This window comes from Streptomyces sp. NBC_01525 (genome assembly GCF_045040405.1).
GTDB lineage: Bacteria > Actinomycetota > Actinomycetes > Streptomycetales > Streptomycetaceae > Streptomyces > Streptomyces benahoarensis.
In genome coordinates this window covers 3,296,637-3,310,618 of the sequence record NZ_CP109397.1, presented here as the reverse complement: position 1 = coordinate 3,310,618, position 13,982 = coordinate 3,296,637, and the positions used below count along the sequence as shown (strand labels likewise).

Annotated in this window: 13 protein-coding genes and 1 pseudogene; 11 read left to right on the top strand and 3 right to left on the bottom strand. The window is 70.3% G+C overall.

From position 1 onward, the window contains the following. Positions 1–702 precede the first annotated feature (702 nt). A complete protein-coding gene (gene cbiE / locus OG422_RS14800; protein WP_405743266.1) occupies positions 703–2,238 on the top strand; it encodes a precorrin-6y C5,15-methyltransferase (decarboxylating) subunit CbiE in 1,536 nt (511 codons plus the stop codon). Beyond that, positions 2,235–3,044, top strand: a complete 810-nt coding sequence (gene cobM, locus OG422_RS14795) for a precorrin-4 C(11)-methyltransferase (RefSeq protein WP_251076805.1) — start codon at positions 2,235–2,237, stop codon at positions 3,042–3,044. The genes cbiE and cobM overlap by 4 nt, the downstream gene beginning before the upstream one ends. A 116-nt stretch (positions 3,045–3,160) precedes the next feature. On the opposite strand, the pseudogene OG422_RS14790 reads toward cobM, so the two are convergent. After that, positions 3,161–3,322: pseudogene (locus tag OG422_RS14790) on the bottom strand (IS701 family transposase); the annotation flags it as partial. 14 nt (positions 3,323–3,336) lie between these two features. On the opposite strand from OG422_RS14790, the gene OG422_RS14785 reads away from it, so the two are divergent. The 5 genes from OG422_RS14785 to OG422_RS14765 all read left to right on the top strand — a co-directional run bounded on the left by OG422_RS14785 (position 3,337) and on the right by OG422_RS14765 (position 8,016). Then, entirely contained in the window at positions 3,337–3,861 is a 525-nt protein-coding gene (locus tag OG422_RS14785) for a cytochrome P450 (RefSeq protein ID WP_405747796.1), read from the top strand. Then, positions 3,797–4,249 carry a hypothetical protein gene (locus tag OG422_RS14780; protein WP_405743264.1) on the top strand — a complete coding sequence of 151 codons (453 nt, stop codon included), beginning with the start codon at positions 3,797–3,799 and terminating at the stop codon, positions 4,247–4,249. The genes OG422_RS14785 and OG422_RS14780 overlap by 65 nt, the downstream gene beginning before the upstream one ends. Further along, positions 4,249–4,551 carry a transcriptional regulator gene (locus tag OG422_RS14775; protein WP_405743262.1) on the top strand — a complete coding sequence of 101 codons (303 nt, stop codon included), beginning with the start codon at positions 4,249–4,251 and terminating at the stop codon, positions 4,549–4,551. The genes OG422_RS14780 and OG422_RS14775 overlap by 1 nt, the downstream gene beginning before the upstream one ends. Before the next feature lie 245 nt (positions 4,552–4,796). After that, on the top strand, positions 4,797–6,035 hold the full coding sequence (locus OG422_RS14770) for an IS701 family transposase (protein ID WP_405747794.1): 1,239 nt from the start codon (positions 4,797–4,799) through the stop codon (positions 6,033–6,035). A gap of 103 nt (positions 6,036–6,138) precedes the next feature. Next, positions 6,139–8,016, top strand: a complete 1,878-nt coding sequence (locus tag OG422_RS14765; RefSeq protein WP_405743261.1) for a serine hydrolase — start codon at positions 6,139–6,141, stop codon at positions 8,014–8,016. Positions 8,017–8,215: 199 nt separating this feature from the next. On the opposite strand, the gene OG422_RS14760 is transcribed toward OG422_RS14765, so the two are convergent. After that, the gene (locus OG422_RS14760; RefSeq protein WP_143943509.1) at positions 8,216–9,430 is read right to left on the bottom strand and encodes a cobalt-precorrin-5B (C(1))-methyltransferase; all 1,215 of its coding nucleotides are present in this window, start codon (positions 9,428–9,430) and stop codon (positions 8,216–8,218) included. 245 nt (positions 9,431–9,675) lie between these two features. Here OG422_RS14760 and OG422_RS14755 point away from each other — a divergent pair, with 245 nt between their 5' ends. From OG422_RS14755 to OG422_RS14740, 4 genes are all read left to right on the top strand, one after another. After that, positions 9,676–10,032, top strand: a complete 357-nt coding sequence (locus OG422_RS14755; protein ID WP_405743259.1) for a type VII secretion target — start codon at positions 9,676–9,678, stop codon at positions 10,030–10,032. A 6-nt stretch (positions 10,033–10,038) separates the two neighbouring features. Beyond that, positions 10,039–11,709 (top strand): alpha/beta hydrolase, encoded by a 1,671-nt coding sequence (locus tag OG422_RS14750; protein WP_405743257.1) that lies wholly within the window; start codon positions 10,039–10,041, stop codon positions 11,707–11,709. Between the two features lie 5 nt (positions 11,710–11,714). Beyond that, positions 11,715–12,299 (top strand): hypothetical protein, encoded by a 585-nt coding sequence (locus OG422_RS14745; RefSeq protein ID WP_405743256.1) that lies wholly within the window; start codon positions 11,715–11,717, stop codon positions 12,297–12,299. A 128-nt stretch (positions 12,300–12,427) separates the two neighbouring features. Beyond that, positions 12,428–13,204, top strand: a complete 777-nt coding sequence (locus tag OG422_RS14740) for a cobalt-precorrin-6A reductase (protein ID WP_405743254.1) — start codon at positions 12,428–12,430, stop codon at positions 13,202–13,204. A 30-nt stretch (positions 13,205–13,234) separates the two neighbouring features. Here the strand turns inward: OG422_RS14740 and OG422_RS14735 are convergent, their stop codons facing one another. Continuing rightward, complete coding sequence (locus tag OG422_RS14735; RefSeq protein WP_405743253.1) at positions 13,235–13,915, bottom strand: hypothetical protein; 681 nt, start codon at positions 13,913–13,915, stop codon at positions 13,235–13,237. Between the last annotated feature and the right edge of the window lie 67 nt (positions 13,916–13,982).

The window sequence follows — 13,982 nt, the reverse complement described above, 5'->3', positions numbered from 1 at the left end:
CGGGCAGGAGCGCGGAAACGGTCCTGACGAGCCGTCCGGCCGACCGCACGGGCTCCGGGGCGCGGTGGGGCGCGGGCCGGTGCGCGGCGCGGGCGGAAGCGGAAGATCTTCTGCACTTTATCGGCTCGGATCGATCCGGCAAGCCTTGACCGGGGGTGGGGGGTTGGCCCGTGTCCGGTGCCTGAGACGTCACATTGGAGCGGGCATCGGAACAGTCGGGATATATCGGGTGATGGCCCGTCAGGACATCCCCTTCATCGGGGACATCTGGGGGATGGGGTGAGGGATGAGTCGGGGGTGGTGGGCCGGTGAGGGCGCGTCAGGCGGGGAGGGGTTGGAGTGGGGCCTTCTGCCGGGGGCGTGTGGCGGCAAGCGGCAGCTCCCGGCTCGCCGCCACACGCCCCCGGTCCGCCGGGTCCGCCGGGTCCGCCCCCCCCGCGTCCAGCCCGTCCTGGTTCTGCCTCGGCCCGGCCCGGTCCCGGGCGGTTGCGGGCCGACACCGGGTGGTCCCGGTCCGGCCCCGGGGGGTCGCGGCCTGACCCCGGCGGGTCGTGGGTCGGGCCCGGCGGGTCGTGGGTCGGGCCCCGCCCCACCGCCACCACCGCCCCCGGACCTCAGTAGAGTGCGGAAACGTCCCCGGCCCCCCGGCCGTCCCCTTCCCACCGGCCGCCCGGCGGCTTCCGAGGTTCGAGGTACTCGGCAGTGACCCCCCTGGCATCCCCTTCACCGCTCCCCTCACCCGTCCCGCCCGTGCTCACCGTCGTCGGGATCGGCGCCGATGGCTGGGACGGGCTGGCGCTCGCCTCCCGGGACGCGCTGCGCTCCGCGGGCGTGCTGCTCGGCGGCGCCCGCCAGCTCGACCTGCTGCCCCCGGAGTGCGCCGGTGAACGGCTCACCTGGCCGTCGCCGCTGCGCCCCGCCGTCCCGGGCCTGATCGCCGCCCATGCCGGACGCGGCCTGACCGTGCTGGCCAGCGGCGACCCGATGTTCCACGGCATCGGCCGGACGCTCACCGAGGTGCTGGCCGCCTTCCCGGACGACCCGGCGGCGCCCCGCCCCCGGCTGCGGGTCCTGCCGCACCCCTCGTCCGTCGCGTACGCCTGCGCCCGGCTCGGCTGGCCGGTGGCCGACACCGAGGTTGTCTCGCTGGTCGGGCGGCCGGTCGCGGGCCTGGCGCGGGCGCTGCACGACGGGCGCCGGGTGCTGGTCCTGTCGTCCGGCGCGGACACGCCCGCGCGGATCGCCGGGGCGCTGCGGGAGCGCGGCTTCGGCCCGTCCCGGATGCGCGTCCTGGAGCAGTTGGGCGGCCCTGCCGAGGCGCAGGCCGACGGCACCGCCGCCACCTGGGCGCGCCCGCCCGGCGACCCGCTGAACGTCGTCGCCGTGGAGTGCGTCCGCGAACCGGGCGCGCTACGGCTGCCGGTCGTCCCCGGGCTGCCCGACGACGCGTACGACCACGACGGCCAGCTCACCAAGCGCCACGTACGGGCCGCGACCCTCGCCGCGCTCGCCCCGGAACCCGGCGAACTCCTCTGGGACGTCGGCGGCGGCTCCGGTTCCCTCGCGATCGAGTGGCTGCGTGCCCACCCCGCCTGCCGCGCCGTCACCGTCGAACGGAACGCCGTCCGCGCCGCCCGCATCGCGCGGAACGCGGACACCCTCGGCGTACCGGCGCTGCGGGTGGTGCGGGGCGCCGCCCCCGACGCGCTGGCCGGACTCCCGGTCCCCGACGCGGTCTTCATCGGCGGCGGCCTCACCGCCCCCGGCCTGCTCGACGCCTGCTGGGCGGCGCTGCCCCCGGGCGGCCGCCTCGTCGCCAACACGGTGACCCTGGAGTCCGAGGCCCTCCTGACGGAGTGGTACCGGCGCCACGGCGGTGACCTGGTACGTCTCGCCGTCGCCCATGCGACGCCGGTCGGCGGCTTCACGGGGTGGCGGCAGGCCATGCCGGTGACCCAGTGGGTGGGGGTGAAACCGGTGCCTACCGGGGGCGGTGTCTCCGCGCCCGAGTCCGCTGGGGAGGCCGCCGGGCCTGCCGTCCCTGGGGAGACCGCGTTCGTGCCTGCGTCTGCCGGGGAGGCCACCTCCGGGGCCGTCGCCTCCGGGGAGGCCACCGGGTTCGCCGTCCCCAGGGAGGCCGCCTCCGCGCCCGCCGTCCCCGGGGAGGCCACCTCCGTACCCACTCCCCCCAGCCCCGCTGCCCCCACCCCCACCTCCCCGACGAACGAGGAACGATGACCGTCCACTTCATCGGCGCGGGCCCCGGCGCCGCCGACCTGATCACCGTGCGCGGTGCCCGTACCCTCGCCGCCTGCGGGGTGTGCCTGTACGCGGGCAGCCTGGTGCCGCGTGAACTGCTCGCCGAGTGCCCGCCCGGCGCCCGGCTGATCGACACCGCCCAGCTCGACCTGGACACCATCACCGCGGAGCTGGTCCGCGCCCACGAGGAGGGCCACGACGTGGCCCGGCTGCACTCCGGCGACCCGTCCGTCTTCAGCGCCGTCGCCGAACAGATGCGCCGCCTCGACGCGGCGGGCGTGCCGTACGAAGTGGTGCCCGGGGTCCCGGCGTTCGCCGCCGCGGCCGCCGCCCTCAAGCGCGAGCTGACGGTCCCGACGGTCGGCCAGACCGTGATCCTCACCCGTATCGCCCAGCGCGCCACCGCCATGCCCGAGGGCGAGGACCTCGCCACCCTGGGGCGCAGCGGCGCGCTCCTCGTCCTGCACCTCGCCGCCCGGTACGCCGACCGCGTCGTCGCCGAGCTCCTGCCGCACTACGGCGCCGACTGCCCCGCCGCCGTCGTGGCCCTCGCCTCCCGCCCCGACGAACTCGTCCTGCGCGGCACCCTCGCCGACATCGCCGGCCAGGTGAAGGCCGCGGGCGTGGTCCGCACGGCCGTCATCATCGTCGGCCGCACCCTGGCCGCGGAACAGTTCGGGGACAGCTACCTGTACTCGTCGGATCGCGAACGGCCGCAGGGCGGGGCGGATCTCGCCGGTTGCGATCACCCGCCGACGGGGAACACGCTGGAAAGCGAGACGTGAGGAGTGCGCCACGCGGGCGGGTCGGTGGTTCGACCACGCTCACCAAGCGCTCCGGCGCCCGCTTCACTGCCCCATGGTGCGACGTTCCCTAGTACTCCAGCTGTAGATCGTGATCTTCACGTCTGATTCACGGCTTGTCGGCGGTAATGGCTCGTCCTGGCTCGGGCCTGATGGCGGTGTCGCCAGGTGGACCAGCCGAGCCGGTGGGCCGCGTCATGCATGGGCCGGACGAGCGCCGTGAACAGCCGCTGGATCTCGTTGCAGGTGAGCGGGCCACGATCCGCCGGTGCAGATGTCCGGGCGCAGCGCGCTGGCCGACAGTGACATCGCGGGGACCATCATCCCCCAAGGCGCCGGGGTCCGGCTGATGCTCGCCGCGGGCAACCGCGACCCGCGCCGCTTCCCGGAGCGCCGGGACAACACCCATCTCGGTTTCGGCGGCGGTCTGCGCTACTGCATCGGCGCCACCCTCGCCCGCGCGGAGGCGCAGATCGCGCTCGCCGTGCTGGCCCGCCGGCTGGAGTCGCCGCGCCTGACCGCCGATCCGCCGTTGTGCCGGGAGAACGCCGTCCTGCGCGGCCCGGAGCAACTCACCGGCCTCCTTCGAGCGGCTGTGCCCCGACCCGCGGACCGCCTGAGTGCCGTCAGCGGCCGGATCCCCTGCGACATCCACCTTCTTTCTCGCAAGGAAAGAAGGTGGTACTTTCTCCATGAGCAAGTACCTCGGATGACCAGCATGACCAGGGGGACCCATGACCTCGTACGACGCGCGGACCGCGCTCGACGCGATACACCACCACCAGGAGCAGACCCGTGACGCGTATGTGCGCCACGGCTCCTCGCTCCCCTACATGCTCGTCACCGCGCTGGCCGTGTTCGGCTTCAATGCAGCCTTCGATCTGCCGAACCCCTGGCGCACCCTCATCCTCCTGGCGGCGGGCGGCCTGATGGCGGGCATGCTGTTCGTGCATCACCGGCGAGCCCCGGTCCGCCGGAAGCCATCCGGCGCGGAGTGGGCGTTCTCGCTGTGGTTGGCGGGCGCTGTCATTGTGATCCTCGTGGCGGCGGGGATCGGCGCCCGGCTGCTCAAGCTCCCGGAGCCCGGCATGATCGCCGGGGCGGTCGCGGCCGTGGCGACGCTGGTGGCCGGGTATGCGACCCGCCCGATCATCAAGGCCATCACACGCCGGGACGGCCACGGCTGATGGACCCGGACTTCGACGAGTTCCTGCACGTACCGGCGCGGCTCTCGGTCGTCGCGCTGCTGGCTCCGGCCGACTGGGTGGAGTTCGGCTTCGTACGGGACAAGGTGGGGACCAGCGACTCGGCCCTGTCCAAGCAGGTCGCCTCGCTGGCGGAGGCCGGGTACGTCGAGGTACGCAAGACCCGGAACCGTACGGGGCGGCACACCCACGTCCGGCTCACCGCGCACGGCCTGTGGGCCTTCCAGCAGCACGCCGCGGCGCTGCAGAGGATCGTGGCGGCCGCGCGCGAACCGCAGGAGTGAGGCGCGTGGGGCGGATGGCCAAAGGACTCCCCTGCCAGGCCAGTTGACGGGGCGTCCTCCCCGGGGCGATTCGGGTGCGGGGCGGTGGTGCGCCGTGACCGCGGCCCCCGTCCGGGACTGACAAGGAGACGCTGCAGGGGTGCGGCCACCGTTGATCATCGTGAATTGTGTGGACTTACGAAGAGACGGTGGCCGCAGGTCACAGCATAAATCCCGCCCGTTGGCGGGAGGCGTTCGAAGTAGCACTGGGCCGGATTGCGGGCCGGTTCGCCCGGGTCGAACCCCGGCTGCGGGCGGGGCGGTTGGTGCTGGGGCTGCTGTCAGACCTGCCGCGCAAGAACTGCTGGACGATCGCCGAGTGGGCCGGAGAGGCCACCCCGCACGGCATGCAGCACCTGCTGTGCCGGGCCTCCTGGAACGCCGATGCCGTCCGCGACGACGTCCGCGAGTACGTCGTCGAGCACCTCCACGACGAGGCCGCGGTGCTGGTCGTGGACGAAACCGGGGACGTGAAGAAGGGCATCCACACCGTCGGGGTCCAACGCCAGTACACCGGTACCGCCGGCAGGATCGAGAACTCCCAGGTCGCCGTCTACCTCGTCTACGCCGGCGAGCGCGGGCACGCCGCGGTGGACCGGGAGCTGTACATCCCTCGCTCCTGGACGTGCGACCCAGACCGCTGCCGGGCCGCGGGACTCAGCGAGGACACCGTCTTCTCGACCAAGCCCGAACTGGCCCGGGTGATGATCGAACGGTTCCTGGACGCCGGACACCGCATCGGCTGGGTCACGGGTGACGAGGTCTACGGCGGCAACCCGAAACTGCGGACGGCCCTGGAGGAACGCGGCATCGGCTACGTTCTCGCGGTGGCCTGCTCAGCCGAAGTACCCACCGGCGCAGGCACGTTCCGCGCCGATGCCCTGGTGAAGAAGGCGCCGAAGCGAGCCTGGCAGAAGCTCTCGGCCGGACGCGGTGCGAAGGGACAGCGGTTCTACGACTGGGCTGTCATCGACCTCGCCGAAGCGGCACCGGGCCGCCACCAGCTGCTGATCCGCCGCAACCGCACCACCGGTGAACTCGCCTACTACCGCTGCCACTCCACCACACCGGCATCCCTGGCCACCCTGGTCAAGGTCGCAGGTTCCAGATGGCGGGTGGAGGAGACCTTCCAGAGCGAGAAGGGGCTGGCCGGGCTGGACGAGCACCAGGTCCGCCGCTACCCCTCCTGGGCCCGCTGGGTCACTCTCGCGATGCTGGCCCATGCCTTCCTCGCCGTCGTCCGCGCCGACGAACACGCGCACCACCCCACACCGGACGACCTGATCCCGCTGACCTGCAACGAGATCCAGCGCCTGTTCATCACCGTCGCTGTCCAACCCGATCACGGCCCGGCCCACCGATTCCGTTGGTCCGCCTGGCGACGCCGCCATCAGGCCCGAGCCAGGACAAGCCATTACCGCCGGCAAGCCGCGAATCAGACATGAAGATCACGATCTACAGCTGGAGTACTAGGGGGCGGGGATTGTCCGGGCGCGCGGGATATCCCTCGATCCGGGAAGCAGTGCGCTGAATTGTGAGGCAAAAACCATGAATCCTTCGTGGCAGGCGCGACACAATCTGACTCTTGGTCAGTACCAGCCAGAATTCGATGCGCTCGTCGGTCAGGGGTTCCGCCTCCTCGATCTCAATGGGTACAGCATCAACGGCGTTGACCATTACGCCACTGTATGGGAGCAGTCGCAGGGACCGCCGTGGGTGGCCCGGCACGGGTTGACCAGCCAGGACCACAACAGTCTCTTCCAGACGCTTCCTGCCCAGGGATTCCGTCCCGTATCCGTGAGTGGCTACGACAGAGCCGGTCAGCCCCGCTTCGCCTCTTTGTGGCAGAAGATCCCGGGCCCGGCCTTCGAGGCCCGGCACGGTATGACTCCGGAGCAATACCAAACCGCGATCGACGAGTTCACGGCACGGGGATTTCGTCCTGTCGACCTCTCCTGCTATCTCGACGGCGGTCAAGTGCGGTTCGCCGCGGTCTGGGACCAGTCACTTGTCCCCGGCTGGGTCGCACGCCATGGCCTGACCTCCGCCGATTTCCAGACGGAATTCACGCGTCTGACAGGGCAGGGGTACATGCTGTGGCGCGTCAATGGATACGAGGTGTCGGGCGGCACGCGCTATGCGGCGATCTGGGTCAAAGGGCCCGCGGTGACCTGGCAGGCCCGCCACGGCCTGTCCTCGGCCGACTATCAATCCGCTTTTGACGCTCTCGTGGCGCGCGGATATCGGCTGCAGAAGATCAACGGTCATACCGCAGGCGGTCAGACCTCATACGCCAGCATCTGGAACAAACCGTATCTCTCCGACGACGACGAGAAATTCATCCGGCAGACCGTGACCACGTTTATGGCTGTGCACCGCTTGCCAGGGGTTTCCCTCGCCCTGACCGACTCCGAACGGCTGATCTTCGCCCGGGCGTACGGGGTGGCCGACCCGGCCACCAACGCCCCCGTGACCACCGGCCAGCTGTTCCGCATCGCCAGTGTCTCCAAGCCCCTCACCGCCGTGGCGATCTTCCGGCTGATCGAACAGGGCCGCCTCACCCTGAACGACCGTGTTTTCGGTACGGGCGCCATTCTCGGCACCACCTACGGCACACAGCCCTACGGCACCAATATCGGCCAGATCCGCATCCAGGACCTTCTGGAGCACACCAGCGGCTGGGCGCATGCGCAGGACCCCATGTTCGATCACCTCGAACTGACTCAGCGCCAGTTGATCGACTGGATGCTCGGCCGCGACGCGTCGGGCGCCCTCAACGCGCCGCTGAGCCACACCCCGGGCACCACCTTCGAATACCTCAACTTCGGATACCTCAACTTCGGATACTGCCTGCTCGGACGTGTGATCGAGACCATCACCGGGCTGCTCTACGAGAACGCCGTACGCCAACTCGTCCTGGCGCCCTGCGGTATCACCGACATGCACATCGCCGGTGACACCCTCGCCGACCGGCGGAGCAACGAGGTCGTCTACACCCAGCAAGGGTCGGTGGGCCCGTACGGCATCCGCGTCTCGCGTATGGACGCGCACGGTGGCTGGCTGGCCACGCCGACAGAACTGCTGCGCTTCCTCGTACGGGTGGATGGATTCACTGGCAAGCCGGACATTCTGTCGGCCGGATCCGTCACGACGATGTCCACACCGACCACCGCCCGTACCCCCTCCGGCGACCCGACCGGATACGCCAAGGGATGGATCACCAACACCGCGGGAAACCGCTGGCATGACGGAGACCTTCCCGGAACCGCCGCGATCCTCGTCCGCACGAACGGCCATCAGTGTTGGGCAGTCCTTGTCAATTCCCGGGACGACGCACAGTTGGATGCGATGCGTACCGAAATCGACAACCTCATGTGGACGGTGGTGCGTCACATCACCGACTGGCCCGCGAACGACCTGTTCTAGCCGCACCGCACTTCCATGGAGCATCAATCAGGACCCCTTCAGTGACCAGATTGGCCCGCTGTACGCGGATAGTGAGGCCGTCATCTGGAACAACAGCGCGGGCATACCGCAGCGGTACGGCATCTTCCTCCGTGCGGAGCGCAACTCCGAATTCATCATGAGCATGATCACCCGCCGCTGTCTGGCCGGCCACGCGCCCTTACGCCCCCGGCCCCCGGGGCGCCGACCGCCCCACCACCAGCCCGGCCCGGTCGATACACACCACATCGACGGTGACGGGGGCGCCCCGCAGCACCGCCAGGGCCTCGTCCCGGGCGGCGGCGGCCACCAGATCGCCCAGGGGCACCCCGGCTGCGGCGCACAACTGGAGCGCCGCGAGCCCCGTGTTGGCGCCCGCGACCTCGGCGGCCAGCGCCTCGTCCGCGCCCCCGCGCCGGGCCAGCTCCGCGAGGAACCCCTTGTCCACCTGCGACCGCGCCGAATGCAGATCGAGATGCCCGGCCGCCAGCTTCGACAGCTTCGCGAACCCGCCGCAGACCGTCAGCCGCTCCACCGGATGACGCCGTACGTACTTCAGCACCGCGCCCGCGAAGTCCCCCATGTCCAGCAGCGCGTCCTCGGGCAGCCCGTACAGCGCCACCGCGACCTTCTCCGACGTGGACCCCGTACAGCCCGCCACATGGCGCCGCCCCGCCGCCCGCGCCACGTCCACCCCGCGCCGGATCGAGTCGATCCACGCCGAGCAGGAGTACGGCACGACGACGCCGGTCGTCCCCAGGATCGACAGCCCGCCGAGAATGCCCAGCCGCGGGTTCCAGGTACTGCGCGCGATCTCCTCGCCGTGGTCGACGGAGACCTCGACCTCGACATCGCCGCGCCCGCCGTACCGCGCCGCCACCTCGGCCAGGTGCCCGGAGATCAGCTGCCGCGGCACCGGGTTGATCGCCGGTTCGCCGACCTCCAGGGGTAGCCCCGGGCGGGTCACGGTCCCGACGCCGGGCCCCGCGCGGAACACCACCCCCGAACCGGCCGTCAGCTCCCGCACCGTCACTCGGATCAACGCACCGTGCGTCACATCCGGATCGTCCCCCGCGTCCTTCACCACCGCCGCCCTCGCCCACGACCGGTCCGCGGCCAACTCCTCCTTGGCCAGCGCGAACGACGGCGTGTGCCCCTTGGGCAACGTGATCCGCACCGGATCCGGAAACTCCCCGGTCAGCAGCGCGGTGTACGCCGCGGCACTCGCCGCCGTCGCACATGCCCCGGTCGTCCAGCCGGAACGCAGACCGGTATGCGCCAGCTGGGCGCTACGGCCACCTGTGGGGGGCGGCTGGCCCCCGGGGCCCTGTGGCCCCGCCGGACCCGCGCCGGACGCACCCACCGTCGCCACCTGCCCTTTCGCCACCCGATCCATCGGTACGCGGCACCGTGAGCCGCCCGCCCATGTTCCCTGCCACGTGGTACGGCGCCGTGGCCGGGTCGGGTACGGGACGGCCGCGGCGCCGAACGCCCGGAGTGCCCGGCACCGGGCGGATCCATCGCTCCCTTTCGGCCTGCCATCGGCCGAATCGCATCCTATAAGCGTGCCACCTGCACGCATCACCTAGGGTGAACGGCTGTCTCATACTGCGTGGAAAAACGGGGAAACGGGGGGCTGTTGTGCCGGATACCGATGTGCAGCCGAAGACGCTGCGCACCGCGGCGGGCCAGGGCGAGGAAATGCAGTCCGGGGTGGCCTCCGCCATCAGCGCACTGAATGCGCATCACCAAGGTCTGCCGGGGCAGACCGCGGGATTCTCCTTCGCCCAGCAACTCATGCGGACGCAGCACTCCTGGCAGGCCAGGCTCGGCGACGTCCGGAAGGAATGCGGGGACGTCGCACAATCCCTCCGGAAATCCGCGGACAACTACGAGACGAACGACGACAACACCGCGCGGTCGTTCATTCAGCGCTCCGAAAGCCCGGCCATGGTCCTCCCCGCGGCACAGTCGCGCCACAACAGCCCGTTCGGATGATGCCCGGTGCCCACTCTGCAGGAAATCCAAGACCTCCGCTTTTCCGCCCTGGAAGAGGCCAAGGAGGAATGGGCGGGATCATCGCATCGGTTCGGCGGCTACCAGGACCGTGTGGAAAGCCATATGCGCCGCCCGCTGAAGAGCGATTGGTCCGGTGAGGCGGCCGATGCCGCACAGAAGCGTCTGGACCGCCTCGGACAGAACTTCCAGTTCGGCTCCCAGGAATGCGCACTCATCGAAACCACCATCGACGGCTTCGTCACCGAGATGAAGGAGCAGCAGAAGCGGCTCCGCAAGCTGCTCGACGAGGCGCCCGCGCGGGGCTTCAAGGTCCTCCCCAGCGGAGAAGTGCTCTACAAGGACGAGGGCTCCATTCCGACGGGCGACCCGGATGCGGGGACCCCGGACAAAGAGGTCGAGCGGCGCGATCTTGAGGGGGAAATCCTCGGGATCCGTCGCACCGTCGAGGAGATCGACGGCCGGTACTCCATCGCCATCGCGCGCCTACAGGCCGACCGTGGGCTGAAGGTCGACGGTCTGGAATCCCAGCGGGACGCATCCGACATCTCTCAGATCGCGGGCACGGCGGTCGGTCTCCACACCGCCCCGCCGAAGGGTACGGACCCGAAAAAGGTCAACGACTGGTGGAAGGGCCTGAGCCAGGAGGAGCGGGACGAGCAGCTGGCGCTGAATCCCGACGTGATCGGGAACCTCGACGGAATTCCCTCCGAAACCCGCGACGAGGCGAACCGCGTCAACCTTGACCGGCTGATCGACGCTCACCCGCCCGGTACGCCCATGACCGAAGAGCAGGCAGAGCAGCAGAAGGGCTTCCGTGCCATCAGGGACCGTCTGGACCGGGATGACGGGAAAACGCCCGAGCCGTTGCTTCTGGGTATCGGGACCGAGGGGCAGGGGCGGGCCATCCTGTCGTATGGAAATCCCGACGCTGCAGACAATGTCTCCGCCTATGTTCCGGGCCTCAGTACCACCATGTCGGATGTTGGCGGCGAAGACGGAGATCGGGCCAAGAGTGTCTGGGATTCTGCGAGTCATGCTGACGCAAACCACAAGACCGCCTCGATCGTCTGGCTTGGCTACGACGCGCCTCAGGATGTTGACGCAGTCTCCCATGAGGAGAAAGGTGCGCGCGGAGGTACGGATTTTGGTGCCTTCATGGACGGGGTCCAGGCGACTCACGAAGGGAGCCGACCGCACGTCACGGCAATTGGGCACAGTTATGGCTCATTTACGGTGGGGCAGGCGGCACAGCGTCCGGGGGGAATTCCCGTTGACGACATCGTTCTTGTAGGGAGCCCTGGTACGGGAGCCGAGAAGGCAGAGGATCTCGGGGTCGGAAAGGGACACGTTTGGGTCGGGGCAGCAGAGAATGATCCGGTCACCCATGCATCCTCCAAGAGCGAAGTTGCAGGCACGATCGTCGGTGGCCCCATTGGCGGTGCCATCGCGCACTGGGCGGATCCGCACCGACTCTGGTTCGGGATGGATCCCGCCAGCGAAGAATTTGGCGGAAATCGATTCGGTGTCGCGGATGGCGAACAAGTTCACTCGCATTCGAACTACTTCAAGGATCCGGACGGTGGTGCATCATTGGGGAATATCGGGGTTATCGTTGCCGGCCAGCCGGAGAAGGTTTCTCTTCAGGAGAGGAGGTGAGGTTCATGTTCTCTCGTAGGGTCTGGCGTGGTGCTCTGGCATCTATTTTTTCTTTCACCGTCCTTTCTGGTTGCTCGCTTATCCCGGGCAGCGGAGATGCTGCTTATCCCACGGTGGACAAGGCGCTTCGGCGTGTTGATTCCGTGCTGGACGATACATTGACAGGGATTCGTCCTCGCGTTCGATGGCGTGACGGTCCCGCGCACATGTCGGAGCGTAGAAACTCATTCACCAACGATGCGAATGGTGAAATGGATGTGAGCCGGCAGCGTCATCTGCGCACACAGGTATCGCAGGGGAAGAAAAAGGAGCTCCTCAAGATCGTTTCGCGTCGCTGGGAGGAGAAAGGTTTTGAGGCCAAGGAGCAAAACAATGGCAGGCCATCACTTCTGAGTGAAGCATCGGACGGCTGTATCGCGAAAATTGACGTCGGAGGTTCCGGCGATGTGTATATCAGTGTCGGGGTGAGCGCGGTATCGTCCGGCCCCAGTGGTGATATCGCCGGCGAAGAGGGGGATTCGTTCCCCAAGGCTCCCAGTGGGGCTTCGGACTACACGCCGGACCTCCGCGACCCCTACTGGTCGAATTAGCTGCCCAAGGGGCCCGGCCCGGTACCAGGCACCCGCCCGGGAAACACTGCCCCTCCCGTACCCTTCCAAGACGTTTTCCGGTGCCGAAGAACCCGATGAACCCGACGAACCCGAAGGACCCCGGACCGATGACTGATCCTGCCGTTCTGGGGCCCCGTCACGTCCTGATCCTCGGCGGCACCGCCGAGGCGCGGGAGCTGGCTGACGGGCTGGTCGGGGCGGACGTGGGTGGCGGGGTGCGGGTCACGTCGTCGTTGGCCGGGCGGGTGGCGGCGCCGCGGTTGCCTGTGGGGGAGGTGCGAGTCGGGGGGTTCGGCGGGTCCGAGGGGCTGGTGTGCTGGATGCGGGAGCATGCGGTGGATGTGCTGGTCGATGCCACGCATCCGTTCGCCGAGGCGATGAGCGCGAACGCGGCGCGGGCCGCCGCTGCCGCCGGGGTGCCGCTGCTGGCCCTGCGGCGTCCTGGGTGGGCCCCGCAGACCGGTGACGTTTGGCATCGGGTGGCGTCGTTGGACGAGGCGGCGGATGCGCTGCCCGCGCTCGGCCGCCGGGTGTTCCTCACCACCGGACGCATGGGCCTCGCCCGTTTCGCGCACCTCACCGACCTCTGGTTCCTCGTACGGTCCGTGGACGCGCCCGAGGGGCCCCGTCCGCCGCGGATGGAGACGCTGCTCGACCGCGGCCCGTTCACCCTCGACGGCGAACGGGCTCTGCTGGCGGCGCACCGTATCGACGTCCTCGTCACCAAGGACAGCGGGGCCGCAGCCACCGCCCCCAAGCTCACCGCCGCGCGGGAGGCCGGTGTGCCCGTCGTGCTGGTCACCCGCCCCCCGGCGCCCGTCGGGGTGGAGACGGTGCCGGGGCCGGCGGAGGCCGTGGCGTGGCTGCGGGAGCGGCTGGGCTGACGGGCGGTCCGTTCGCCCGCCCTCGGCCGGTCAGCGTTTGCGGGCGGGGCGGCGCCGTCGCGTACCGCGGCAGGCGCAGGTGAACGCCTCGTCGCGGACCTGACGGTATGTCGGGGTGGCCTCCCGGCCGCACTGCGTACAGCGGCACGGCCAGGGCTCGTACGCGCCGGGGCAGGGCACGAGGGGGAGGAACCCGGCCGCGTGCATGGTGCGTTCGGCGACGGTCGCCGGTTGGCCGACCGGTTGCTGCCCCGCCGCCGGTGGCGCGGCGGGCGGCTGACCGGCCGGCGGCTGCGGCCCGGCGGGTGCCTCGGCGGCCTGCGGTGGTGCGAGGTCGGCCGACGGGGAGCCGAACGACGGGCCACCGACCGGTAGGGGCGCCCCGCCGCCGCCCTCTGCGAGGGGCGCGAGCGGCGGCAGCGGAAGCGAGGTGCTGCCGTTCGCGGAGGGGGCGGGGAGCGGGACGGGGGGCCCGTACGGGGAGTGGGAAAGGGCGGGGAAGGTGGCCCGTTCGGTGGCGGTGGAGGCCCGTTCTGCGCCTGCGGGCCGGTCAGTGCCGACGGGCTGGTCGGCGCCTGCGAGGTGGTCGCCCCCGGTGGGCTGATCGGGCTCCTCGGTGTGGCCGGTCTGCCCGGTGCGGTCGGCCGGTTCGGCGGGGTGGGGCTGCTCCGGCAGCGCGGGGCCCGGTGCCGGTACCGGGGGGTTGGCCATGAAGAGGCGCGCGGACGGGTCCGGCGGGGCGAGGTACGGGCCTGCCGTGGGACGCGGGCCGGCCGGA

What these genes read in the sequence shown, in the direction of transcription:
- cobM (WP_251076805.1), top strand. Translation starts at nt 2,235, where the DNA reads ATGACCGTCCACTTCATCGGCGCGGGCCCCGGCGCCGCCGACCTGATC.
- OG422_RS14785 (WP_405747796.1), top strand. Translation starts at nt 3,337, where the DNA reads ATGTCCGGGCGCAGCGCGCTGGCCGACAGTGACATCGCGGGGACCATC.
- OG422_RS14780 (WP_405743264.1), top strand. Translation starts at nt 3,797, where the DNA reads ATGACCTCGTACGACGCGCGGACCGCGCTCGACGCGATACACCACCAC.
- OG422_RS14775 (WP_405743262.1), top strand. Translation starts at nt 4,249, where the DNA reads ATGGACCCGGACTTCGACGAGTTCCTGCACGTACCGGCGCGGCTCTCG.
- OG422_RS14765 (WP_405743261.1), top strand. Translation starts at nt 6,139, where the DNA reads ATGAATCCTTCGTGGCAGGCGCGACACAATCTGACTCTTGGTCAGTAC.
- OG422_RS14760 (WP_143943509.1), bottom strand. Translation starts at nt 9,430, where the DNA reads ATGGATCGGGTGGCGAAAGGGCAGGTGGCGACGGTGGGTGCGTCCGGC.
- OG422_RS14745 (WP_405743256.1), top strand. Translation starts at nt 11,715, where the DNA reads ATGTTCTCTCGTAGGGTCTGGCGTGGTGCTCTGGCATCTATTTTTTCT.
- OG422_RS14740 (WP_405743254.1), top strand. Translation starts at nt 12,428, where the DNA reads ATGACTGATCCTGCCGTTCTGGGGCCCCGTCACGTCCTGATCCTCGGC.
- OG422_RS14735 (WP_405743253.1), bottom strand. Translation starts at nt 13,915, where the DNA reads ATGGCCAACCCCCCGGTACCGGCACCGGGCCCCGCGCTGCCGGAGCAG.